The sequence below is a fragment of the Kocuria rhizosphaerae genome (assembly GCF_044462265.1).
Taxonomy (GTDB): Bacteria; Actinomycetota; Actinomycetes; order Actinomycetales; family Micrococcaceae; genus Kocuria; species Kocuria rhizosphaerae.
In genome coordinates this window covers 1-21,797 of sequence record NZ_JBISWL010000013.1, presented here as the reverse complement: position 1 = coordinate 21,797, position 21,797 = coordinate 1, and the positions used below count along the sequence as shown (strand labels likewise).

The following is a 21,797-nucleotide window of genomic DNA, read 5'->3' as shown; positions in this document are numbered from 1 at the left end:
GTGTCCGGCCGTGACGTGCCGCGCGTCGTTGCGCGGTCGGGTGCGCTGACGCCTGCGGTTCGCGCAGGGCGCCGTCGTCCATTCTAGGGCCACCGGGACCGCCCGGGCGGCCCGCGTTACGCACCCGGGGGCCCGGGCCGGCCCGAGGGGGTGGTGCTACCGTGAGCACATGCTGACGGTGATCGGTGAGGCACTCGTGGACGTGGTCTCCAAGCGGGGCCAGGAGCCGCGTGCGCACGCGGGCGGAAGCCCCATGAACGTGGCGGTGGGCCTGGCGCGGCTGGGCCGGCAGGTCCAGTTCCTCGGCCGCTGGGGCGAGGACCCGTACGGCGCCCAGGTCGAGGCCCACCTGCGGGACAACGGAGTCCTCCTGCCCTTCGACGCGGACACCCGTCCCACCTCCGTGGCCGAGGCCGTCATCGGCGAGGACGGCGCCGCCACCTACGACTTCCGGCTCGACTGGTCCCTGGACCTCTCGGACGAGCAGCTGCGCGAGCTGCTCCGCGACACGGACCTGCTCCACGTCGGGTCGATCGGGGCCATGCTCGAACCGGGCGCCTCCAAGGTGCTGCACGCCGTGGAGCTCGCGCACGGCACCTCGCTGATCTCCTACGACCCGAACTGCCGGCCGTCCATCATCCCGGACTCCTCGGCCGCCCGCGCGCGGGCGGAGCAGCTCGTGGGCCTCGCCGACGTCGTCAAGGCCTCCGACGAGGACCTCCTGTGGCTCTACCCCAACCGCAGCATCGAGGACAGCGCCGCCGCGTGGCTGGCGATCGGCGCGGAGCTGGTCGTGGTCACCCGGGGTCCGCTGGGTCCGTGGGCCCTGACCCGGGAGACCGCCCCGCGCGGGGTGGAGGTGCCGGCGGCCCGCACCACCGTGGTGGACACCGTGGGCGCCGGCGACTCGTTCATGGCCGCGCTCCTCGCATGGCTCACCGACCACGGCTGCAGCGGTGCGCAGGCCCGCCGGCGGCTCGGCGACCTGGACGCCGCCCGGGTCCACGACCTGCTGGTCTTCGCCGCCGCCGCCGCCGGCGTCACGGTCTCCCGCACCGGGGCCGACCTGCCGCGCGCGGACGAGATCCCCGCGTCCTGACCAGCCCGTACCGCAACGGAAGGAGAACCCCTGTGCTCGACCGCGAACCGTACGCCGACCTGCCCGACCTGCCGAGCTTCACCCTCACCTCCGAGGACATCACCGACGGCGAACCGCTGCGCAAGGACCAGTGCTCCGGCATCATGGGAGCCGGGGGGAAGGACGTCTCCCCGCAGCTGAGCTGGTCCGGCGCCCCGGAGGGCACGAAGAGCTACGTGGTCACGATGTTCGACCCGGACGCCCCCACTCCCAGCGGGTTCTGGCACTGGTGCCTGTCCAACATCCCGGCCGACGTCACATCGCTCGCGCGCGGTGCCGCGTCCGACCCGCCGGCGGGTGCGGTCAAGCACCGCAACGACGGCGGCACCGACGAGTACCTCGGGGCCGCCCCTCCCCCCGGCCACGGCCCGCACCGCTACATCGTGTGCGTGACCGCCGTGGGGGAGGAGCAAGTGGACGTCGACGAGAGCGCGAGCCCCGCCGCCGTGAACTTCCAGCTGTTCAGCCACGGCATCGCCCGCGCCTGCCTCACGGCGATCTACGAGGCGTAGGTGAGTCCACCTCTGTGAGCCCAGCCCTGGAGGTCCCCGGGGCCCCGATCCGGATGATCGCCAGCGACCTGGACGGCACCGTCCTGGGGGACGACTTCCGTTTCCGGCCGCGCACCGTGGACGCCATCACGGCCGCCCAGGCCAGCGGCATACACGTGGTCTTCGTGACGGGACGCCCCATGCGCTGGCTCGATCCGCTGCGCGAGCAGCTGGACCACCAGGGCGTGGTCATCTGCTCCAACGGGGCGGTGGTCTACGACCTCGCGGCGGACGTGGTCGTGGAGTCCAGCCTCTTCCCGGCGGAGGAGGCGTTCGCGATCATGGCGGAGGTGGCCGCGCGCCACCCCGGCTCGCTGTTCGCGGCCGAGACCCTCGAGGGCGTCTACACCGACTACGGGTGGGCCCGCACCGACCGGATGGAGATCGGAGTCCCGCTCGCCGGTCCGCTGCGGGAGCGGGTGCCGGCCGGCTCCGGGCTCGTGAAGTTCCTGGCCAAGCTGGACTCCGCCGACCCGCAGGAGTACTACCGGGCGCTCAGCGGGCTCGTGGCGGGGCGGCTGTCCGTCACGCACTCCGTGGCGACCGCCCCGCTCGTGGAGATGGGGCAGAAGGGCCTCACGAAGGCCCGCACCCTGGAGCAGTACGCGGCCGAGCGCGGGATCCGGCCGCACGAGGTGATGGCCTTCGGGGACATGCCGAACGATCTCGAGATGCTGACCTGGGCGGCCCACGGCTACGCGATGGCGAGCGGGCACCCCGCCGTGGCGCGGGCCGTGGGCCGGACGGCTCCGCCGTTCGAGGAGGACGGCGTGGCCCGCGTGATCGAGGCCCTGCTGCGCCGCTCGCGGTCCGGGCGGGGCACTGGCACAGCGGCTACCGCTGGGTAACAATGGTGTGGTGACTCCTTCTGCGCACGACGCGCCGGCCGCCCTGGCCCACCGGGGCTTCTCCCGCGAGGGCGCGGAGAACACCGTGGAGGCCTTCCGTGCCGCCCGGGACCTGGGCTACCACTGGATCGAGACCGACGTCAACACCACCCGGGACGGGGTGGTGCTCTCCTTCCACGACGAGACCCTGGACCGCGTGACCGACGGCACCGGGCAGGTCTCGGCCCTGACCTGGGAGCAGGTCCGGGCGGCGCGCGTCGCGGGCGCCGCGGCCATCCCGCGGCTCGGCGACCTGCTGACCGGGCTGCCCGAGCTCCGGTTCAACATCGACGTCAAGGACGAGGCGTCGGTCACGGCGCTCCCGAGGCTGCTCCACGAGCTCGGGGCCGAGGACCGCGTGCGGGTGACGTCCTTCTCCGAGAGCCGCCGCCGGCGCACGGTGCGCGCCCTGCGCGCGCTCACCGGCCGTTCCGTGCCCACCTCCTCGGGCGAGGGAGGGGTGCGCCTGTTGCTGGGGTGTGCGATGGTGGGCGGGCCCAGCTGGCCGGCGGCCCGGCGGGCGGCCGCCCCGTGGATCGAGCCGTTCGACACCGTGCAGGTGCCGCGCCGGTACCGGGGGCGCGGCGGGGCCGAGGTCGAGCTGGTGACCCCGCGGTTCCTCGACTTCGCCCACCGCCACGGGATCGCCGTGCACGTGTGGACCGTCGACGAGCCCGCGGAGATGGCCGAGCTGCTCGACCTCGGGGTCGACGGGCTCATCACGGACCGCGCGGACCTGCTCGCCGAGCTCCTGACGCAGCGGGGGCAGTGGCCGCCGCGCCCGTGATCCATGACACGGCGCCGGTCCTCGTGGCAGGGTGGTGGCCATGACCGAGACCACCACCACGACCAGCACCACCGCGCAGCACGTCCTGACCGAGGTGCGCAACGGCACGGGCCACATCGTGCTGAACCGTCCCCGCCAGCTCAACGCGCTGACCGCGCAGATGTACCGCGACCTCCGCGCCGCCCTCGACGGGTGGCGGGACGACGACGCCGTGCGGCACGTCCTCGTCACGTCCGCCTCGCCCAAGGCGTTCTGCGCCGGCGGCGACATCCGCGAGGTGCGGGACGCGGTGCTCGCCGGGCGGATCGAGGACGCCACGCAGGTCTTCGCCACGGAGTACGCCCTCGACTGCCTGATCGCGACCTACCCGAAGCCCTACGTGGCGCTCATGAACGGCATCTGCATGGGCGGCGGGATGGGCATCTCGGTGCACGGCTCCCACCGCGTCGTCGGGTCCTCGACCCTCATGGCCATGCCCGAGACGAAGATCGGCTTCTTCCCCGACATCGGCGCCTCCTGGTTCCTGCCCCGGGTCTCCCGGCCGCGGCGCCGGGGCGAGCCGAGCCCTGCCGTGGGCCGCTGGCTGGGCCTGGGCGGGCAGCGGATCGGCGGCGCGGACGCCGTGGCCCTGGGTCTGGCCGACGCCCTCGTGGCCGACGAGGACTTCGAGGCCCTGGCGCAGGCCGTGGTCGAGGAGGGCCCCGAGGCCGCCCTGGCCCGGTTCGCCCGGGAGCCGGAGTCCTCGCCGGTCGTGGAGCGCTGGGCGCAGATCGAGGACCGCTACGGGGCCGAGACCCTGGAGGAGATCGCCGCCGCGGCCCCCGACGACCTCGCCGGGATGAGCCCGTCCTCCCTGGTGCGCACCTTCGAGCTGCTCGAGCGCGGCGCCGCCGACGACGACGTGCGCTCCTGCCTGGAGCGAGAGCTGCGGCTGGCCGCGGACACGATCGCCCGCCCGGACTTCGCCGAGGGCGTGCGCGCGGTGCTCGTGGACAAGGACAACGCGCCGGCCTGGGAGCACCGCTCCGTGGCGGAGGTCGACGTGGACGCGGTCCGGGCCGTTCTCGGCGAGAAGCTGCCCCTGCCGCTGTGAGGAGCGCTCAGCGGCGCGGTGGGCGCGCCTCGTCGTCCGCGCCCGCCGGGGCGCCCGACCGGAGGACGGAGTCGCTGGGCCGGTCCACGAATCGGCGGTAGCCCAGGAGGAGCACCAGCACCAGGGCCACGGTGACCACGGTGAAGGACGCGATGGTGTCGCGGGAGATCAGGCTCCGGGTCACGCTGTGGAGCAGGGTGAACAGACCTGCCAGCAGGGCGCCGTCGGCGAGCACGGGCCGGCGCCGTTCGACGAGCATGCCCACCGCGAGGAGCACCACGGAGGCGACGAGTGCCGCGATGCCCACGTCCCGGCTGTAGCGCATGTTCTCGTCCTCCCACGCCTCCCGCTCGCGCTCGTAGGCCAGCCACTCCTGCCGCTCCTCGGGGGTCGGCTCCCGCTGCTCCTGGGCCACCGCGACGGCCGGGGGAGGCGTGGGCTCCTCCGGGCCCGGGTGGAACGTGGTGATCCCCAGCCCCACGAACAGGGCGAGCAGGACGCCGAGGAAGATCGTGTAGACCGTCCGCATGACCCTGCTGTCGGTGCCGTCGTGCATGCCTGGCGCTCCGTTCCCGCACCCCGCGGGGCGGCTGTCCTGGTTGCCGCGACCGCTCCGGCCGGGCGTGCTGGCCATTATCGCACCGGGGTCCTCGCGACGGTCCACGACCGTCACCTGCCGGGCGGGTCTTCCGCCGTCCACCCCGTCTGCCTACGCTGGAAGCACCCGTTGCAGTGCCCGGCCGCGGTGCCCCGGGCGGAGCGGGGGACGTGCCCAGAGGAGCACCGGAGCGGCGGCGTGGCACACGTCCGCCCGAGAGGTGGTGGGGGACGTGGTGGTCTTCGAGAACAGGGTGGACGCGGGCCGGCAGCTCGCGAGGCGGCTGGCCTCCTTCCGGGGCCGGGACGTGGTGGTGCTCGGCCTCCCGCGCGGCGGGGTGCCCGTGGCCCACGAGGTGGCCGAGTTCCTCGACGCCCCCCTGGACGTGATCGTGGTGCGCAAGCTGGGGGTGCCGTCCCAGCCGGAGCTGGCCATGGGCGCCATCGGCGAGGAGGGCGCCCGGGTGCTCGAGGAGCGCACGCTGCGGCACTTCGGCATCACCGACGAGCAGGTGGAGCGGATCGAGGAGCGCGAGCGCTCGGTGCTCGAGGCCCGGACCGCGCGGTTCCGCGAGGGCAGGCAGCGCGTCGACCTCACCGGCCGGACCGCACTGATCGTCGACGACGGCATCGCGACGGGCTCCACGGCGCGCGTGGCGTGCCGCATCGCACGGCAGCTGGGCGCCGCCCGCGTGGTGCTCGCCGTGCCCGTCGCCCCGGAGGAGGCGCTGGGCCGGATGCAGGAGGCGGACGAGGTGATCTGCCTGGCCACGCCCTCACACTTCACAGCGGTGGGCTACCACTACCGGGACTTCACGGCCACGGAGGACGACGAGGTGATCAGGCTGCTCGACGCCGCGCGGCGCCGGCACCAGGTGCAGCTGCCCGGACCGCCCCGCCCCGGTGGGGCCGTCGCCGGTGGGGCCGTCGACGAGGACGTCACGATCCCGGCCGGGCAGGTGCGGCTGGAGGGCCACCTGTCCCTGCCCTCGCCGGGGTCCGGGGTGGTGGTCTTCGCCCACGGCAGCGGCAGCGGGCGGCACAGCCCCCGCAACCAGCACGTGGCCTCCGTGCTCCGGCAGGCCGGGCTCGGCACCCTCCTGCTGGACCTGCTGTCCCCGGCCGAGGAGGCGGAGCGCGCCAACGTCTTCGACATCCAGCTGCTCGCCGGGCGGCTGCTGGCGGCCACGCAGTGGCTGCGGGGCCGGCCCGGCGCGGGGAACGCACCGGTCGGGTACTTCGGGGCGAGCACCGGGGCGGGGGCCGCGCTGTGGGCCGCCGCCGAGCCGGGCGCCGGGGTCGCGGCGGTCGTCTCCCGCGGGGGCCGGCCCGACCTCGCGGACCAGCGGCTGCCGCAGGTGCAGGCGCCGACCCTGCTGATCGTGGGCAGCGAGGACACGGAGGTCCTCGGCCTGAACCGGTGGGCGCAGGAGGCGATGCGCTGCCCGACCCGGCTGGCGGTGGTCGAGGGTGCCTCGCACCTCTTCGAGGAGCCCGGCACCCTCGACGAGGCGGCCGGACTCGCCCGGGAGTGGTTCACCCGCCACCTCGCGCCGGTCCAGGAGCGGACCGAGGGGGTCACCCGGTGAGCCCGCCGGGCCGGGGAGCCGCCCGGGCCGAGGGCGTGCCGGAGCAGGTCCGTGCGCTGGCACGCCCCCTCGCGCAGGACGCCGACCTCGACGAGCTCGTCCGCCGCTGCGCCGGGGCCCGGTTCGTGTGCCTCGGGGAGGCGTCCCACGGCACGCACGAGTACTACGAGTGGCGGGCGCGGCTCAGCCGGCGGCTGATCGCCGACCACGGTTTCACGTGGATCGGGGTGGAGGGCGACTGGCCGGACTGCTGGCGCCTCAACCAGTGGGTGCGCGGACAGGCGGGCCAGCACCTGGACGCCCGCGGCGCGCTCGAGAGCTTCGAGCGCTGGCCCACGTGGATGTGGGCGAACGAGGAGGTGGCCGGATTCCTCGACTGGCTGCGCGCGGAGAACGCCCGCCGGTCCGAGCGCGACCGGGTGGGGTTCTACGGTCTGGACGTGTACTCCCTGTGGGACTCGCTGCGGGAGATCATCGCGTGGCTCGAGCGCAACGCCCCCGAGGCCCTGCCCGCGGCGCGGCAGGCCTGGCAGTGCTTCGTCCCGTACCGCGAGGACCCGCACGAGTACGCGTGGAGCACCCGGCTCGTGCCCGAGAGCTGCGAGGCGGACGTGGTCGCCCTGCTCTCGGAGGTGCGCCGCCGGACCCTCGACGGCGGCGACCCCGAGGCGTTCGACGCGGCACTCAACGCGATGGTGGCCGTCGACGCGGAGCGCTACTACCGCACGATGGTCCGTGGCGACCGGCAGTCCTGGAACGTGCGCGACGAGCACATGGCGGACACCGCGGCGCTGCTCTCCCGTCACCACGGCCCCGGGAGCAGGGGCCTGGTGTGGGAGCACAACTCCCACGTGGGCGACGCCCGGGCCACGGACATGGCCGGCGCGGGGCTGGTGAACGTGGGCCAGCTGCTGCGTGAGCGCCACGCCCCCGACGACGTCGTGCTCGTCGGCTTCGCCTCGTGGGCGGGGACCGTGATCGCCGCGGAGTCCTGGGGAGCGGCCGAGGAGGTGATGCCCGTGCCCGAGGCCCGTTCCGGTTCGCACGAGGACCTCCTGCACCGTGTCCTCGGGGGGCCGGCGGTGTTCGTCCTGGGGCCCGACCGCTCGGGACCGTGGCTCTCCGGCCGCTTCGGGCACCGGGCGATCGGCGTCGTCTACCACCCGTGGCGCGAGGCCGGGAACTACGTCCCCACGCGCATGGGGCAGCGCTACGACGCGCTGCTGTGGTTCGAGCGGACCACCGCGCTGCGGCCGCTGCACCACGAACGGCCACCGGAGGAGCCGGAGCTGGAGACCGAGCCCACCGGATTCTAGGCCGGTCCGGCTCGCCGGCCCCGATCCGGGAGCCGGGGAGCCGGGCGGGGGTCAGCTCCCGGTGGGCTGCCGCCGGTCCCCGGCCGGGGCCCCGCCCGGCGTCCCCTCCTGGAAGAAGCGCCGGTAGCCGAGGAACAGCACCACGGCCAGACCCACGCCCACGGCGGCGAAGGTCATCCTGGTCTCGTCGGAGGCGAAGCTGCGCCCGATGGCGTAGATCAGGGTGAACAGACCGCCGAGCATCACGCCATTGGTCAGGACCCGGTTGCGCCGCTCGAGCACGAGGCTGAGACCGAGCAGCGCCACGGAGGCGCCCAGGGCCACGACGGCCACGTTGCGGCTGTAGGTCTGCCGCTCCTCCTCCCACTGCTGCCACTGCCGTTCGTTCTCCTCCAGCTCCGCGGCCTCCTCGTCGCCGGGCGTGCTCTCCCCGGGCGCGAACTCCATCCGGGAGATCGACTCCGGCATCTCCGGGCCGGGGTAGAAGGTCTGGATGCCGAGTCCCACGAACAGGGCCAGCAGGGCTCCCAGGAAGAAGGTGTAGACGATCTTCATGACGTTGTTGTCCACGGCGGACACCCCGATCTCTCCCGGTCCCCGGGGCCGGGCGCCGGACGGCGGCCGGGGACCGGGGTGCTTCCGATTATCGCCCCGTGGAGCTCGGCGGGCCAGGAGCTGCCGGGCCCCGCGGCGTCCGGCACGTCATCAACGCGCGCGGTGGGTTCCGGGTCTTACGCCGCCGCCCGGGGGTGCCTACGCTGGAATCGTCCCACCGGACCGCACCGGCTCCTCCGGACGCCCGGGCCGGCCACGGCTCGTTCCGTTCCGGAGCCGGTGCCACTGAGAGGAGTCAGGTCATGGCCGGATTGATGCGCAGGGAGGGGTTCGAGATGCTCGAGCCCTTCCGCCGTCTCCTGGAGGGAGACGTGGAGACCTCGTGGCCGCGGGTCGAGGAGTACCGGGACGGGAGCACCCTGGTCATCCGGGCGGAGCTGCCCGACATCGACCCGGACCGCGACGTCGAGCTCACCGTGGTCGACGACACGCTGCACCTGCGGGCGGAGCGCCGGGAGAAGCACGAGCACAAGGACAAGAGCAGCTACCGCTCCGAGTTCCGCTACGGCTCCTTCACCCGGACCCTCCCGCTGCCCTCGGGATGCAAGGACGAGGACATCAGCGCCGCCTACCGCGACGGCGTGCTCGAGGTCCGCGTCCCCGTCGCCGATCAGGGGGAGGCCCCCGAGACCCGCAAGATCGAGGTCAGGCGGAGCTGAGGCGACGCCGGGGCCGTGACGGCGGCGGCGACGGACCNCACGGACGGCCCCGCCCGCGCGGTGCGTTGTGACGGAGGTCACCGGGACCTATCGTGGAGCCACAAGGATCGGTCCGCGAGCTCGAGGGGGCAACCGTCATGAGTGGTACGGAAGGTCGGATCGTGGTCGGCGTCGACGGTTCGGACGAGTCGAAGGAGGCGCTCCGGCACGGGGCGCGGCTGTCCGGGGCCCTGGGTGCCCCCCTCGAGGCGGTGATGTGCTGGGAGGACACCATCCTGTACGACGGCTACGGGGTGGCGGATCCCGAGGAGCTGCGCCGCGGCAGCGAGGCGCTCCTGGAGCGCACGGTCTCGGAGGCGTTCGACGACGGAACTCCCGAGGGCCTGGGCTCCCGGCTCGTGCGCGGCCGGCCGGCGAACGGTCTGATCGAGGTGAGCGAGGACGCCCTGCTGCTCGTCGTGGGCCGGCGCCGCGGCAGCGGGGTGGTCGGCAAGGCGCTGGGGTCCGTGAGCTCCGCGCTCGTCGCCCACGCCCGGTGCCCGGTCCTCGTGGTGCGCCACTGAGCGCGCCGGACGCGCACGAACGAAGGGAGCACGACCATGGTCGCAGCAGCGTCACAACGGATCGTCGTCGGCGTCGACGGGTCCGACTCCTCCCTCGAGGCCCTGCGGGAGGGCGCCCGGGTGGCCGGGACCCTGGGGGCGCCCCTGGCCGCGGTGATGTTCTGGGAGGGGCCGCCCGTCTACGAGGGGTGGGGAACGGTCGACCCCGCCGTGCCGCCCGCCGGGACGGAGGAGCGGCTGCGCTCCGCGATCGCCGGCGCGTTCGGGAACGAGGTCCCCGAGGGTCTCAGCGCGGAGCTCGTGCACGGCCGGGCGGCGGCCCGTCTCGTGGAGGAGAGCGAGCGTGCCCTCATGCTGGTCCTGGGCCGAGGTGGGCGCGGCGGCGTCCGGGGCGGGTCCCTCGGCTCGGTCTCCGGGGCGTGCGTGGCCCACGCCCGGTGCCCCGTCCTCGTCGTCCGCCACTGACCCGTCGTCCGACACCGAGCGGAGCGGTTCACCGGTCCGCGGCGCCCCCGGGCGCGAGGCGCTGCTCGGTCTCTGCGATCCGCCGCGCGGTGCGCAGGAAGCTGTCCGGGTTCAGCGAGATGGAGTCGATGCCCTCCCCGACCAGGAACTCGGCGAAGTCGGGGTGGTCGCTCGGGCCCTGCCCGCAGATGCCGATGGGGATCCCCGCGGCGTGGGCCTTGCGGATGGCCTCCCCGATCATCCGGGTCACCGCCTCGTCCCGTTCGTCGAACAGGGCACGGAGGGCCTCCGCGTCGCGGTCGACCCCGAGCACGAGCTGCGTGAGGTCGTTCGAGCCGATCGAGAAGCCGTCGAAACGCGTGGCGAACTGCTCGGCGAGCACCACGTTGGAGGGGATCTCGCACATCATGTAGACCTTCAGCCCGTGGCGGCCGCGCTCGAGGCCGTGGGCCGACATCTCGGCCAGCACGCGGTCGGCCTCGGCGGGCGTGCGGCAGAAGGGGACCATGACCACCACGTTGTCGAAGCCGATGTGCTCGCGCACCCGGCGCAGGGCCCGGCACTCCAGGGCGAAGCCCTCCCGGTACCGGGGGTCGTAGTAGCGTGAGGCGCCGCGGAACCCGAGCATCGGGTTCTCCTCGGCCTCCTCGAACGCCGCGCCGCCGACGAGGTGCGCGTACTCGTTCGTCTTGAAGTCGCTGAGCCGCACGATCACCGGCCGCGGGTGGTAGGGCGCGGCGAGCTTGGCGATGCCGGTGGCCAGGGTCTCGACGAAGTACTCGGGGCCGTCCTCGAAGCCCTCCGTGAGCTCCGCGATCCGCCGCCGCTCCTGCGCGCCGACCCGCTCGGGGTGGACGAGGGCCATGGGGTGGACCTGGACGATGTTGTTGACGACGAACTCCATCCGGGCCAGGCCCACGCCGTCGGCGGGCAGCCGCCACCACCGGAAGGCGGCCGCGGGACTGGCGACATTGACCATGAGGGCCGTGCGCCGGGCCGGGAGCAGCCCCAGGTCGACCTCCTCCACGTCGTACGCGAGGGTGCCCTCGTACACCGTGCCCCGGTCCCCCTCGGCGCAGGAGACCGTCAGCTCCTGCCCGTCGGCGAGGACCGCCGAGGCGTTGCCGGTCCCGACGACGGCGGGAAGCCCCAGCTCCCGGCTCACGATGGCGGCGTGGCTGGTCGGCCCGCCGTGGTCCGTGACCACGGCGGAGGCGCGCTTCATGACGGGCACCCAGTCCGGGTCCGTCATCTCGGCCACCAGCACGGACCCGTCCCGGAAGTCGTCGATGTCCGCGGTGCTCCGCACGACACAGGCCGGACCGGTGGCCACGCTGTCGCCCACGGCCGCGCCGACGGCGAGCACCCGGCTCCTCTCCCGGAGGTGGTGGACCGTGAAGCGCGACCCGCTGCGCCCGGCCTGGACCGTCTCCGGCCGGGCCTGGAGGAGGTGCAGCTCGCCCGTCAGCCCGTCCTTGGCCCACTCGAGGTCCATGGGCCGGCCGTAGTGGTCCTCGACGAGCACCGCCCAGCGGGCCAGGCGGAGGACGTCGGCGTCGTCGAGTACGAGGGCCCGCCGCTCCGCCTCGGTGGTGTCCACGACCCGCGTGGGTGCGGCCCCGGGCGGGGCGTGCTCGGCGTGGACCATCTTCTGCAGCTTGGCGCCCCGGCTGCGCTCCACGATCGGGGCCTCCGCCACGTCCAGCAGCGGCTTGTACACCATGTAGGTGTCGGGGTCCACGGCCCCCTGCACCACCGTCTCGCCCAGACCCCACGCGGCGCTGATCACGGCGACCCGGGGGAAGCCGGTCTCGGTGTCGATGGAGAACATCACCCCCGAGGCGCCCACGTCCGCCCGGACCATCTCCTGCACGCCCACGGACAGGGCGACGGCGGTGTGGTCGAAGCGCTTGAGCTCCCGGTAGGTGATGGCCCGGTCCGTGAACAGGGACGCGTAGCACTTCCGGCAGGCCTCCAGCAGCTGCTCCTCGCCGACCACGTTCAGGAACGTCTCCTGCTGGCCGGCGAAGCTCGCGTCCGGCAGGTCCTCGGCGGTCGCGCTGCTGCGCACGGCCACCGGGACGTCCGCGCGGCCGGTGCGCCGGCAGAGCTCCCGGTAGGCCCGGCGGATCTGCTCCGCGGTGTCCTCGGGGAACTCGCCGTGCAGGAACAGCTCCCGGACGGCGGCCCCGGTCTCCCGCAGCGTCGCACGTCCCGTGCGGTGTGCCTCGAGCCGATCCCGGAGGGCCGGGCCGATCCCGTTGGCCGCCAGATAGTCGCGGTAGGCGTCGGCGGAGGTCGCGAACCCCTCCGGCACGCGCACCCCGCGCCCGGCCAGGGCCCGGACCATCTCGCCGAGCGAGGCGTTCTTCCCGCCCACGCGGGGGACGTCGCCGATCCCCAGGTCCTCGAACCAGAGCACGTGGGGAGCGCTCACGTCAGCTCTCCTCGGCCAGCAGCTCCGCGCACGCCTGCTCGCACCGGCGGGCCGCCTCGGCCGAGACGGCGCAGTGCTCGTAGGCCTCGGCGTGTTCGTCGCACGCGTGCCCGCAGACGCGGGCCGCCTCCCGGCACGTCTCCAGCAGCGATCGGAGGACCGCACTGCCGCCTCCCGACTCGGGGAAGCCGCGGCGCGCGAGCACCTCCGCGGTGGCCGTGCAGAGGGCGGCGCAGTCCTGCTGGGCCCGCAGGCACTCGCGCAGCTCCGCGACGGCGTCCTCCTCCACGCAGGCGTCGGCGCCGATCAGGCAGCTCTCGGCCGTCTCGATGCAGGCCCTGATGCACTCCGCCTCGGCCGAGCGCTCCTCGCGCGAGACCTCCGGGGCCAGAGGATGGGCCATCAGTGCTCGGTGCACGGCGTTCACGGGACCTCCTGGGACGAGTGCGGGCGGGTTGCTCAGCCGGCGAGCCGGGAGTCCACGGCGACCCGGGCCGGTGCGACGTCCCCCGGCTCCCGGTGCCGCGCGCCCCGGCGGGCCCCGGTCCAGGAGGACAGGCGGGTGACCGTGCCGTGGCCGGGCAGCTCGGCCGGCAGGACGAACCCGACCGGCGGCGTGCCCTGGACGGCGTCGTCGTGCTCGGCGGCCCAGCGCAGGAGGCCCACCGCCGCCGGTTCGACGTGGTGGGCGGACGTGGCGTCGACGATCACCGCGATGCCCGGGACCAGGGTCCGGGCCCGGCGGACCACCGGGCACAGGGCGCGGTGGTTGACCTCCGTGAGGCACCCGGAGACCACCAGCCGGACGTGCCGGCCGTCGAGGTCCACCTGGACGAGAACGGACAGCTTGTGGTGCATGGTCTCCCCTTGCAGGTCGTCGTTCGTGGCCTGCTCCGCGGCCTCCGGGATTCCACGGTAGGGGTCCGTGACCTGGGTCACCAAGAAATCCGGCCGTCGATGGGCACATTTCTTCTACCGACGGGTAACCGGAGGGGGGGCGGCCGCCGCGGCGTGTCAGCCCAGGGGAGAGGGCATGCGGGTGCTGTCCGGCTCCAGGGGGTCGCGGCCCACCGTGCCGCGGAGCCGGGCGAGCGCGGCCATCACGTGGTAGACGACCAGGGTCGCGGCGGTGCCGAGGGCGATGCCCGCGAACTGCAGGCCGGAGGCGGCCCACGTGTAGTCGGCGACGCCGACGATCATGGCCACTGCCGCGGTCGTGAGGTTGACCGGGTTGGCGAAGTCCACGCGGTTCTGGACCCAGATCCGCACGCCCAGCATGCCGATCATCCCGTAGAGCACCGTGGCGGCCCCGCCCAGCACACCGGCCGGCACCGTGGCCACCGCCGCGCCGACGACGGGGAAGACGCTCAGGAGGACGGCCACGACCGCGGCCACCCAGTACGCGGCGGTGGAGTAGACGCGCGTGGCGGCCATCACGCCGATGTTCTCGGCGTAGGTCGTGGTCCCGGAGCCGCCCCCGGAGCCCGCGAGCACGGTCGCCAGCCCGTCGGACATGATGGCCCGCCCGATCCAGGGGTCGAGGTCGTCGCCGGTCATCAGGGCCACGGACTTCACGTGACCGATGTTCTCGGCCACCAGGACGAGGATCACGGGGACGAACAGCCCCATCAGCGGCAGGTGGAACTCCGGGACCTGGAAGGGGGGCAGGCCGAAGAGCCCCTGCTCCTGCCAGGCGCTGCCGATCCGGGCGAAGTCCACCTCGCCGCGCGCGACGGCCGTCAGGTAGCCGATCAGCACCCCCAGCAGGATGGACAGCCGCCCGGGCAGCCCCCGGAAGAGCACCGAGACGAGGATGATCGACGCGAGCGTCACGAGGGCCGTGACGGGCGCGGCCATGAAGTTCTCCTTGGCGGACGGGGCGAGGTTGAAGCCGATCAGGGCCACGATCGTGCCCGTGACGAGCGGGGGCATGAGCCGCTGCAGCCAGTCCGTGCCCGCCACCTGGACGACCAGGCCGATGAGGAACAGTGCCGCACCGGCCATGACGACCCCGCCCAGCGCGCCGCCCGGACCGTACTGGGACACGGAGGCGGTGATCGGGGCGATGAACGCGAAGGAGGAGCCGAGGTAGGAGGGCACCCGCCCGGCGGTCACCAGCAGGAACAGCATCGTGCCCACCCCGGAGAACAGCAGGGTGGTCGAGGGCGGGAAACCGGTGATCAGCGGCACGAGGAACGTGGCGCCGAACATCGCCACCACGTGCTGGGCGCCGATCGCTCCGGTCCGCGGCCAGGTGAGCCGTTCCCTGGGCCTGACCACCTCTCCGGAGGTGACGGTGCGGCCGTCGCCGTGGAGGCGCCAGCCCAGTCCGAGGCGGTTGGCGGTGGTGCGTCCGGGCACGGGGGAACTCATGCGGGTCTCCTCGACGGCGGGGTGGGCCCGGAGCCGGGCCGCCACCACTGTACTCGGTGTCCCCGCCCCCGGCACGGGCGTCCGGGGTTCGCACGTGTCGGAGCGCGCCCATATGATCAGGGGGATGATGAAAACTTCCACGGCGGCCCCCGGTGTGGGCGACGCCCACACCGCTCGCGGCATGCCCGGACCACGACCACGAGGACCGTTCGGTGAGGACCTGCTCGCGGTGCTCGGCGACGCCCCCTGCTCCCCGGGGGCCGAGTCCCGGGCGTGCCGGCTGCCGGCCGCGGCCCGGGCCGCGGTGTCGCGGTCCGGCGACCTCCTCGCCGACGAGGACGTCCAGCTGGGCCTGTTCGCCCTGCACGCCCTCGCCCACCAGGGGATCCAGGGCGTCGACGACCGGTGGGAGACCCACCCCGAGCTGGTCCGGGTCCGGGGGATCCTCTCCGACGCGCTCGAGGCGCGGCTGCGCGCCGCCGTGCCCGCCGACCCCGTGCCCGGCAGCCCGCAGGCGGTCGCGGACGCCCTCTTCGGGATCGCCGCCGACGACGACGGGCCCAGCCTCGCGCGCCACCTCTCCGGCCGGGCCACCGCCGGGCAGGCGCGGGAGTACCTCCAGCTGAAGTCCGTGTACCAGCTGATCGAGGGGGATCCGCACACGTGGGCGATCCCGCGGCTGAGCGGCCGGGCCAAGGCCGGGCTGATCGAGATCCAGGTCGACGAGTACGGCGGGGGCCACGCCCACCGCATGCACGCGGCGCTGTTCGCGGCCGCGATGCGCGAGGCCGGGCTGGACGACACCTGGGGCGCGGCCGCGGACCGCGTGCCCGCGGCATGGCTGTCGGGGGTCAACACCGTCATGATGTTCGGGCTGCAGCGCCGGCTGCGCGGCGCCTCCGTGGGGCACCTGGCCATGTACGAGATCACCTCGTCGGGGCCCTCCCGCTTCCTGGCCCGGGGCTTCCGGCGCCTCGGGCTTCCGGCCGCGGCCGCGTTCTACGACGAGCACGTGGAGGCCGACGCCGCGCACGAGCAGATCGCCGCCCGCGACATGGCCGGCGGGCTCGTGGTCGAGGACCCCGCGGTCGCCGCCGACGTCTTCTTCGGGGCGCGCTGCGTCCTGCACGTCGACGCGCTCGCGGCCGGAGCGACCCTGGACCGCTGGGCGGCCGGGGAGTCCGCGCTGCGGGCGGGGTCCCCGGCCGGGGCGCGGGCCGGTGCGGCGGGGCTCGCCCCGTGAGCGCGCGGACCCCCGGGGAAGGGGAGGGCGGCGCCCGCCCCCAGGAGCCCGTGACCATCACCGTGTGTCCGGACGGACCGCTGCTCGTGCGCGGCGGCTACGAGCTGCGCGACGGCGACGACCGTCCCCTCGACCCGGGCCGGGCGACGGTCGCCCTGTGCCGGTGCGGGGCGTCGTCGATCAAGCCGTTCTGCGACGGCACGCACAAGCGGGCGGGGTTCCGGGCCCGCTGAGCGTCAGCGGCGCGGACCCGGCTCGCGCAGCAGCCACTGGGCGAGGCCGTCGAGCACCATGCCGATCAGCCCGATCACGAGGATGACCACGAGCATCTCGTCGTAGGCCAGCCGGTCGCGGGCGTTGAGGATCTCGTAGCCCAGCCCGCTGCTGACGCCCAGCATCTCGGCCGGGACGATCACGACCCACGAGATGCCCAGGGCCAGCCGGACACCGGTCATCACGAACGGGCGGATGCTGGGCATGACCACGGTCCGCAGTCGCTCCACCGGCGTGGCGCCGAGCGTCCTGGCGACCCGCAGGTGCAGCGGGTCCAGCGCCGCCACACCGGCGGCGGTGTTCATGGTGATCGGCCAGACCGCGGCGGCCGCCACCAGGAAGACCACGGGCGCGTTGCCCACGCCCAGCAGCGCCACGGCCACCGGCGCCCACGAGAGCGGGGAGACCATCCGCAGGAACTGCACCACCGGGGCGCTGGCCCAGCGGAACCGGCGGTAGGAGCCGATGAGCAGGCCCAGGGGAACGCCGACGACCGTGGCGGCCGCGAGCCCGGCGAGCAGGCGCCACAGGCTCGTCAGCCCGTCCTGGACCACGACGCCGCGCTCGAGCAGGGAGGCCAGGGCGCCCGGCAGACGCTCCGGCTGGAACGCGGCGATCATGGTGCTGGCCTCCGCGGCCGCGTGCGTGAAGGCCCACCACACGGCGACCGCGGTCAGCACGCCGAAGACCGCCCACGCCGGCCCGATCGGCTGCGGCCGGCGCGACGGGCGCCCGGCGGCGGGGCGGGCGCCGTCGTCGAGGTCGGTGGGGCGGGCCGGGGTGTCCGGCCGGTGCGGGGCGCTCATGGGCGGATCTCCTCGGTGCGGGTCGTGCCGGTCAGGCCGAACACGCCCGGTCCGCCGGCCCTCTCGATGCTGCGGGTCACGAGCGTGTCGTCGACGAGCTCGCGGTGGGCGGTGGCCGGGTCCAGCCCGGCCAGGAAGCCGGCCGGCGCGTCGACGACGGTCTCCTGCATGGACCGGACGAGTTCCTCCGTGAAGCTCGCGTACGGGTAGGGGCGGAAGTCCAGCCGCTCGCCGTGCCAGGCCGGGTTCTCCAGCGCGTCCCGGTGCTGCGCGGCGTGGTAGGTCAGGGCCGTCTGGATCACGGGTCTGGGCTGGGGCAGGTAGTCCGCGGCGAGCAGGGCCGCGGTCTCGGGACGGTTGGTCCGGGCCCACGCCTGTGCCCGCACGAGGGCGTCCATGAACCCGGCCGCCTGCTCGGGCCGGTTGCGGATCAGCTCGCCGCGCAGCATGGTCACGCAGCACGCGTGGTCCCGCCACACGTCCCCGAGGAAGCGGTGGATGGTGCCGACGTCGCGCGCCTCGGCCGCCGCGTTGAACGGGTCGGCCACCACGTAGCCGCCGATCACCCCGTTGTTGAGCGCCGGGAGCATGTCCGAGGGCGCCATCGGGAAGAGGGCGACCGTCCGGCGTCCGGCGGACGGGGCCTCGCGCATGACGGGGGTCAGCCCCTTCTCCCGCAGCATCTTCTGCACGATCACGTTGTGCACGGACCACCACGCCGGGATCGCCACGGACTCCCCGGCGAGGTCCTCGAGCCGCTCGACGTCCGGGCGGACCGTGAGCGAGGAGCCGTTGATGTGGTTCCACGCCGTGATCCGGACGTCGGCCCCGAGCCCGTAGCGCATGTACAGGCCCATGGGCATGAGCATGTGGATCGCGTCCACCTTGCCCGCGACGAACGCCTCGGACAGGGACGCCCAGCTGCGGAACAGGACCGGGTCGGCGACCGGGACGGCGGCGTCGTCGTAGTACCCGTGGGCGTGCGCGACCAGCAGGGGAGTGGCGTCCGTGATGGGCAGGTAGCCGATCCGCACCGGGCGCGACGGGCCTCCCGCGCCGCGGGTCTCCCGCTGCGCCCCGGCGTAGAGGGACCCCGCGCCCCACCCGAGGCCGGTGAGCGCCGCGGCACCCGCCCCCGCCCGCAGCAGGACGCGCCGGCTCGGCCCGGCGGCGCTCATATCACCCAGTTCCCGGAACCGGTGTCGGTCCCGCGGTAGTGGGCGAGGATCTGCTGGGCCGTCGTGCCGTCACGGGCCGGCACCCACTGACGGCTGAATCCCCGGGGACCGGCGAAGAACCCGATCCGGTCGCCGAGCGTGATCGCCTCGTCGACGTCGTGGGTCACGAGGAAGACGGTGAGCTCCAGCTCCGTCGCGAGCCCGCGCAGCCACAGCTGGAGGTCCTTGCGGGTCGCGGGGTCCAGGGCGCTGAACGGCTCGTCGAGCAGCAGGACGTCGGGGCGCACGGCCAGGGCACGGCCCACGGACACCCGCTGCGCCTGCCCGCCGGAGAGCTCCTGGACCGGGGTGTGCGCGAGGGCGGTGAGGCCGAGGATCCCGAGGAGCTCCTCGACCCGGGAGTCGTCGAAGCGGTCCCGGTTGCGCCGGTACCGGCCGCCCAGCGCGATGTTCTCCCGCACCGACAGCCACGGGAACAGCCCGGGGTCCTGGAAGACGACGGCGAGGCGCTCGTCGGCGTTCCCGAACTCGATGCTCCCGCCGTCCAGCGGCTCGAGCCCCGCGATGGCGCGCAGGAGGGTCGACTTCCCGGAGCCGCTGGGCCCCAGCACGGCCAGGGTCTCGCCGTTGTGCAGGGTCAGGTCCACGCCGTCGAGGGCGGGCGCGGAGGCCCCGGGGTAGCTCTTGCGCAGCCCGCGGACGGTGAGCGCGGGCCGGGCCGCGCCGGTGCTCAGCCCTGGTTCCGCAGCACCCACCGCAGGTGTCCTTCCGTGGGGGACTGGACCGGCAGGAACGCGGCCTCGCGGACCCGGCGCGCCGTGGGCGAGGACATGGCGTAGCCCCGCCCGCCCACGACCTTCGCCTCGATCCTGGTGGCCGCGCCGGTCAGCAGCGCGGCGTCCAGGCGCAGCGCGAACACCTCGCGCGGACCGTTGTCCCGGGGTGTCCCGGCCAGGCGCAGGAGCGCGGCGCGCAGCCGCCGCTGCTCGGCGATCGACTCCTCCAGCTCCTCCCGGAAGACCTCGGCGACACCCTCCATGCCGTCGCGCGCGGCCGTGAGGGAGGCCGCCGACAGGCCCAGGCAGAAGGCCGTCTGGAGCAGCAGGAAGGGGCCGCGGACGGCGGCCAGGAACCCGGGGAGGTCCTCGCTGAGCACGTCCTGGACCGGGTCCACCGGGACGTTCTCGAGCCTCAGGACACCGGAGGCCGTCGCGTTGAGCGCCATGAGGTCCTCCAGCAGGCGCACCGTCACCCCCGGCGCCGAGACCCGCGTCCGCACCACCGTGCGGGTGCCGTCCTCGCGCACGGCCGGCAGCACCACGAGGCCCTCGGGGTAGAGGTTGGAGGCCCACGGCACCGTGCCGTCGAGCACCGGTCCGTCCGGGCCCTCGGTGAGCGTCACGGGGATCCGCCCGATCCCGGCCGCCTCCTTGAAGGCGGGGGCCATCGCCGAGCAGCCGGGCACCGCGCCGGAGCGCATCTCCGGCGGGATCGCGGTCCCGGTGGCGTGGAGGTACTCGACGGCCGCCCGGTGGGCCCACAGCGAGAACGCCGTCGCGGTGCACTCGGCGGCGAGGTCGAAGACCACCGCGGCCTGCGGGGCGAGCGAGCCCGTGAGGCCCAGGTCCAGCAGGCCGCGGGCGCCCAGTTCGCGGAGGGTCTCGAACGGGGACACGGCCGACGCGTCGACGTCCCGGGCGCGTGCGGCGGCGGCGGCGCGCACGACGCCGTGGTCGGGGTAGTAGACCAGCGGCGCGAGGAGGTCCTGGTCCGCGGGCCGGGACCCGAGGGACGGGGATCGGGTGGACTGGGTCATGGGCTTCCGTTCTGCCGTGGACGTCTGCTGGTCGGACCGGGGCCGCCCGCGAAACGGCCCGCGGCGGCCCCGGGACCGGGACCGCCGCGTGGGGGCGTCGCCGCCCGGTGGCCGAGCGGGTGGAACCAATCAGACGTTGAGCTTGAACATCCGGTCGAACGGCGTGCCCACGGCCTGGCGGGCGCGCTCCACGGACGCCTCGTCGGGGGCGTTGTAGAAGCACAGGCACTTGGCGGTGTCCTCGCGCACGTAGGTCCGCAGGAAGGAGACCTCGGGGACCTCGGCGTACTTCGGGGAGTTGGCCTTCTTGCGTGCCAGGTACTGCTCCATGGTGATCTCGGCGGGGATGTCCCACTCGACCAGGTACTGGGCGTCGCCCTTGAGCTTCTTGATGTCCTCGAGCTCGGCGCCCACGAGGCGCACGGCGTCGGGGCCGGTCACCTCCACGGCGGCGTCCCCGGCGGCGGAGCGCACCGTCTGGGCGAGGCCCTCGGCGGTGTCGGACTCGACGATCACGAAGACGCGTCCGTGGTCGGCGGTGACCTGGGACTCGATGAACTCCGCGCCGGCGGCGGAGACGGCCTCGGAGACGGAGGCGATGAGCTGGGAGACGGCGTCCTTGGACGGTGCCGCGGGAACGATCTCGAGCAGGTGCAGGGACATGCTGGTTCCTTCCGGACGGGAGGGGCTCCTCGGCCGGAGCCCGATGGGGTGCTGGTCCCAGGCTAGGCACGCGGTCCGCGGAGGGTCCCGGATGTCGTCACACGGCGCAACACAAAGGGTGCTGCCCCCTCCGCACTTGACCCGGGTGCTCCGCCGGGAGATACTGCGCCACTCCCCGGTGGGGTGGCCGATACCCTGGAGCCGTGCGCGCGGAGGAGCTGAACCGGTCCGTCCAGGACTACCTGAAGACCATCTGGCTGGCCCAGGAGTGGTCCTCCGACGCCGTGACCACCACGGGACTGGCCCAGCGGCTCGGGCTCTCGCCGTCCACGGTGTCGGAGGCCGTCCAGAAGCTGGCGGCCCAGGGGCTCGTCGCACGGCACGGCCGCGGCGGGATCACCCTGACGGAGCGGGGCCGGGAGGCGGCGCTGCAGATGGTCCGCCGCCACCGGATCCTCGAGGCGTTCCTGACCAGCAGGCTCGGCTACGGGTGGGACGAGGTGCACGACGAGGCGGAGGTGCTGGAGCACGCCGTGAGCGAGCGGTTCGTCTCGAGGATCGACGCCCTCCTCGGCCACCCCGAGCGGGATCCGCACGGGGACCCGATCCCGCGCGGGGACGGCACCGTGCCCCCTGCCGCGGCGGTCCCCCTGGCCGACGCACCGCCGGGAGCCACGGTCGTCGTGACCCGCGTCTCCGACGCCGATCCCCGCCTGCTGCGCTGGCTCGGCGACCACGGCATCCGCCC

Annotated in this window: 24 protein-coding genes; 13 read left to right on the top strand and 11 right to left on the bottom strand. The window is 74.4% G+C overall.

Annotation, left to right across the window (positions count from 1 at the left end; all coding sequences use genetic code 11):
• Positions 1-169 precede the first annotated feature (169 nt).
• From ACH9EU_RS01150 to ACH9EU_RS01130, 5 genes are read left to right on the top strand one after another with little or no spacing between them, the layout of a single operon-like run.
• On the top strand, positions 170-1,099 hold the full coding sequence (locus ACH9EU_RS01150; RefSeq protein ID WP_396412093.1) for a PfkB family carbohydrate kinase: 930 nt from the start codon (positions 170-172) through the stop codon (positions 1,097-1,099).
• 32 nt (positions 1,100-1,131) lie between these two features.
• Positions 1,132-1,650: a YbhB/YbcL family Raf kinase inhibitor-like protein gene (locus tag ACH9EU_RS01145; protein ID WP_396412092.1), complete on the top strand. Its 519-nt coding sequence runs from the start codon at positions 1,132-1,134 to the stop codon at positions 1,648-1,650.
• Positions 1,651-1,664: 14 nt separating this feature from the next.
• On the top strand, positions 1,665-2,537 hold the full coding sequence (locus ACH9EU_RS01140; protein ID WP_396412091.1) for an HAD-IIB family hydrolase: 873 nt from the start codon (positions 1,665-1,667) through the stop codon (positions 2,535-2,537).
• Between the two features lie 10 nt (positions 2,538-2,547).
• Positions 2,548-3,363 carry a glycerophosphodiester phosphodiesterase family protein gene (locus ACH9EU_RS01135; RefSeq protein WP_396412090.1) on the top strand — a complete coding sequence of 272 codons (816 nt, stop codon included), beginning with the start codon at positions 2,548-2,550 and terminating at the stop codon, positions 3,361-3,363.
• A gap of 40 nt (positions 3,364-3,403) precedes the next feature.
• Positions 3,404-4,456, top strand: coding sequence for a 3-hydroxyisobutyryl-CoA hydrolase (locus tag ACH9EU_RS01130; RefSeq protein ID WP_396412089.1), 1,053 nt, complete (start codon positions 3,404-3,406; stop codon positions 4,454-4,456).
• A gap of 7 nt (positions 4,457-4,463) precedes the next feature.
• On the opposite strand, the gene ACH9EU_RS01125 is transcribed toward ACH9EU_RS01130, so the two are convergent.
• Positions 4,464-5,012: a hypothetical protein gene (locus ACH9EU_RS01125; RefSeq protein WP_396412088.1), complete on the bottom strand. Its 549-nt coding sequence runs from the start codon at positions 5,010-5,012 to the stop codon at positions 4,464-4,466.
• Between the two features lie 274 nt (positions 5,013-5,286).
• On the opposite strand from ACH9EU_RS01125, the gene ACH9EU_RS01120 reads away from it, so the two are divergent.
• Both ACH9EU_RS01120 and ACH9EU_RS01115 read left to right on the top strand, forming a co-directional pair.
• Positions 5,287-6,642 (top strand): phosphoribosyltransferase family protein, encoded by a 1,356-nt coding sequence (locus tag ACH9EU_RS01120; RefSeq protein WP_396412087.1) that lies wholly within the window; start codon positions 5,287-5,289, stop codon positions 6,640-6,642.
• Complete coding sequence (locus ACH9EU_RS01115) at positions 6,639-7,958, top strand: erythromycin esterase family protein (protein ID WP_396412086.1); 1,320 nt, start codon at positions 6,639-6,641, stop codon at positions 7,956-7,958. Before ACH9EU_RS01120 ends, ACH9EU_RS01115 begins: the two co-directional genes overlap by 4 nt.
• A 51-nt stretch (positions 7,959-8,009) precedes the next feature.
• Here ACH9EU_RS01115 and ACH9EU_RS01110 read toward each other — a convergent pair whose 3' ends face one another.
• Complete coding sequence (locus ACH9EU_RS01110) at positions 8,010-8,528, bottom strand: hypothetical protein (protein WP_396412085.1); 519 nt, start codon at positions 8,526-8,528, stop codon at positions 8,010-8,012.
• 287 nt (positions 8,529-8,815) lie between these two features.
• On the opposite strand from ACH9EU_RS01110, the gene ACH9EU_RS01105 reads away from it, so the two are divergent.
• The 3 genes from ACH9EU_RS01105 to ACH9EU_RS01095 all read left to right on the top strand — a co-directional run bounded on the left by ACH9EU_RS01105 (position 8,816) and on the right by ACH9EU_RS01095 (position 10,260).
• The gene (locus ACH9EU_RS01105; RefSeq protein WP_396412084.1) at positions 8,816-9,232 is read left to right on the top strand and encodes an Hsp20 family protein; all 417 of its coding nucleotides are present in this window, start codon (positions 8,816-8,818) and stop codon (positions 9,230-9,232) included.
• Positions 9,233-9,369: 137 nt separating this feature from the next.
• On the top strand, positions 9,370-9,795 hold the full coding sequence (locus ACH9EU_RS01100) for a universal stress protein (RefSeq protein ID WP_396412083.1): 426 nt from the start codon (positions 9,370-9,372) through the stop codon (positions 9,793-9,795).
• A gap of 36 nt (positions 9,796-9,831) precedes the next feature.
• On the top strand, positions 9,832-10,260 hold the full coding sequence (locus ACH9EU_RS01095; protein WP_396412082.1) for a universal stress protein: 429 nt from the start codon (positions 9,832-9,834) through the stop codon (positions 10,258-10,260).
• Between the two features lie 28 nt (positions 10,261-10,288).
• Here ACH9EU_RS01095 and ppsA read toward each other — a convergent pair whose 3' ends face one another.
• The 4 genes from ppsA to ACH9EU_RS01075 all read right to left on the bottom strand — a co-directional run bounded on the left by ppsA (position 10,289) and on the right by ACH9EU_RS01075 (position 15,070).
• Entirely contained in the window at positions 10,289-12,697 is a 2,409-nt protein-coding gene (ppsA, locus tag ACH9EU_RS01090; RefSeq protein ID WP_396412081.1) for a phosphoenolpyruvate synthase, read from the bottom strand.
• A 1-nt stretch (position 12,698) separates the two neighbouring features.
• A complete protein-coding gene (locus ACH9EU_RS01085) occupies positions 12,699-13,124 on the bottom strand; it encodes a four-helix bundle copper-binding protein (protein ID WP_396412080.1) in 426 nt (141 codons plus the stop codon).
• 32 nt (positions 13,125-13,156) lie between these two features.
• On the bottom strand, positions 13,157-13,636 hold the full coding sequence (locus tag ACH9EU_RS01080; protein WP_396412079.1) for a hypothetical protein: 480 nt from the start codon (positions 13,634-13,636) through the stop codon (positions 13,157-13,159).
• Between the two features lie 75 nt (positions 13,637-13,711).
• Positions 13,712-15,070: a solute carrier family 23 protein gene (locus tag ACH9EU_RS01075; RefSeq protein ID WP_396412078.1), complete on the bottom strand. Its 1,359-nt coding sequence runs from the start codon at positions 15,068-15,070 to the stop codon at positions 13,712-13,714.
• Positions 15,071-15,194: 124 nt separating this feature from the next.
• Here ACH9EU_RS01075 and ACH9EU_RS01070 point away from each other — a divergent pair, with 124 nt between their 5' ends.
• Both ACH9EU_RS01070 and ACH9EU_RS01065 read left to right on the top strand, forming a co-directional pair.
• Positions 15,195-16,313, top strand: coding sequence for an iron-containing redox enzyme family protein (locus ACH9EU_RS01070; protein ID WP_396412077.1), 1,119 nt, complete (start codon positions 15,195-15,197; stop codon positions 16,311-16,313).
• 50 nt (positions 16,314-16,363) lie between these two features.
• Positions 16,364-16,546 (top strand): CDGSH iron-sulfur domain-containing protein, encoded by a 183-nt coding sequence (locus ACH9EU_RS01065; RefSeq protein ID WP_396412076.1) that lies wholly within the window; start codon positions 16,364-16,366, stop codon positions 16,544-16,546.
• Between the two features lie 3 nt (positions 16,547-16,549).
• Here ACH9EU_RS01065 and ACH9EU_RS01060 read toward each other — a convergent pair whose 3' ends face one another.
• The 5 genes from ACH9EU_RS01060 to ACH9EU_RS01040 all read right to left on the bottom strand — a co-directional run bounded on the left by ACH9EU_RS01060 (position 16,550) and on the right by ACH9EU_RS01040 (position 21,049).
• Positions 16,550-17,392, bottom strand: coding sequence for an ABC transporter permease subunit (locus tag ACH9EU_RS01060; RefSeq protein WP_396412075.1), 843 nt, complete (start codon positions 17,390-17,392; stop codon positions 16,550-16,552).
• Positions 17,389-18,570 carry an ABC transporter substrate-binding protein gene (locus tag ACH9EU_RS01055; protein ID WP_396412074.1) on the bottom strand — a complete coding sequence of 394 codons (1,182 nt, stop codon included), beginning with the start codon at positions 18,568-18,570 and terminating at the stop codon, positions 17,389-17,391. Before ACH9EU_RS01055 ends, ACH9EU_RS01060 begins: the two co-directional genes overlap by 4 nt.
• Positions 18,567-19,325: an ATP-binding cassette domain-containing protein gene (locus ACH9EU_RS01050; protein WP_396412073.1), complete on the bottom strand. Its 759-nt coding sequence runs from the start codon at positions 19,323-19,325 to the stop codon at positions 18,567-18,569. Before ACH9EU_RS01050 ends, ACH9EU_RS01055 begins: the two co-directional genes overlap by 4 nt.
• Entirely contained in the window at positions 19,301-20,386 is a 1,086-nt protein-coding gene (locus ACH9EU_RS01045) for an acyl-CoA dehydrogenase (RefSeq protein ID WP_396412072.1), read from the bottom strand. Before ACH9EU_RS01045 ends, ACH9EU_RS01050 begins: the two co-directional genes overlap by 25 nt.
• Before the next feature lie 129 nt (positions 20,387-20,515).
• Positions 20,516-21,049: a DUF4242 domain-containing protein gene (locus ACH9EU_RS01040; protein ID WP_396412071.1), complete on the bottom strand. Its 534-nt coding sequence runs from the start codon at positions 21,047-21,049 to the stop codon at positions 20,516-20,518.
• Positions 21,050-21,252: 203 nt separating this feature from the next.
• On the opposite strand from ACH9EU_RS01040, the gene ACH9EU_RS01035 reads away from it, so the two are divergent.
• Positions 21,253-21,797 (top strand): iron dependent repressor, metal binding and dimerization domain protein (locus tag ACH9EU_RS01035; protein ID WP_396412070.1); only part of this gene is annotated, 545 nt, incomplete at its 3' end.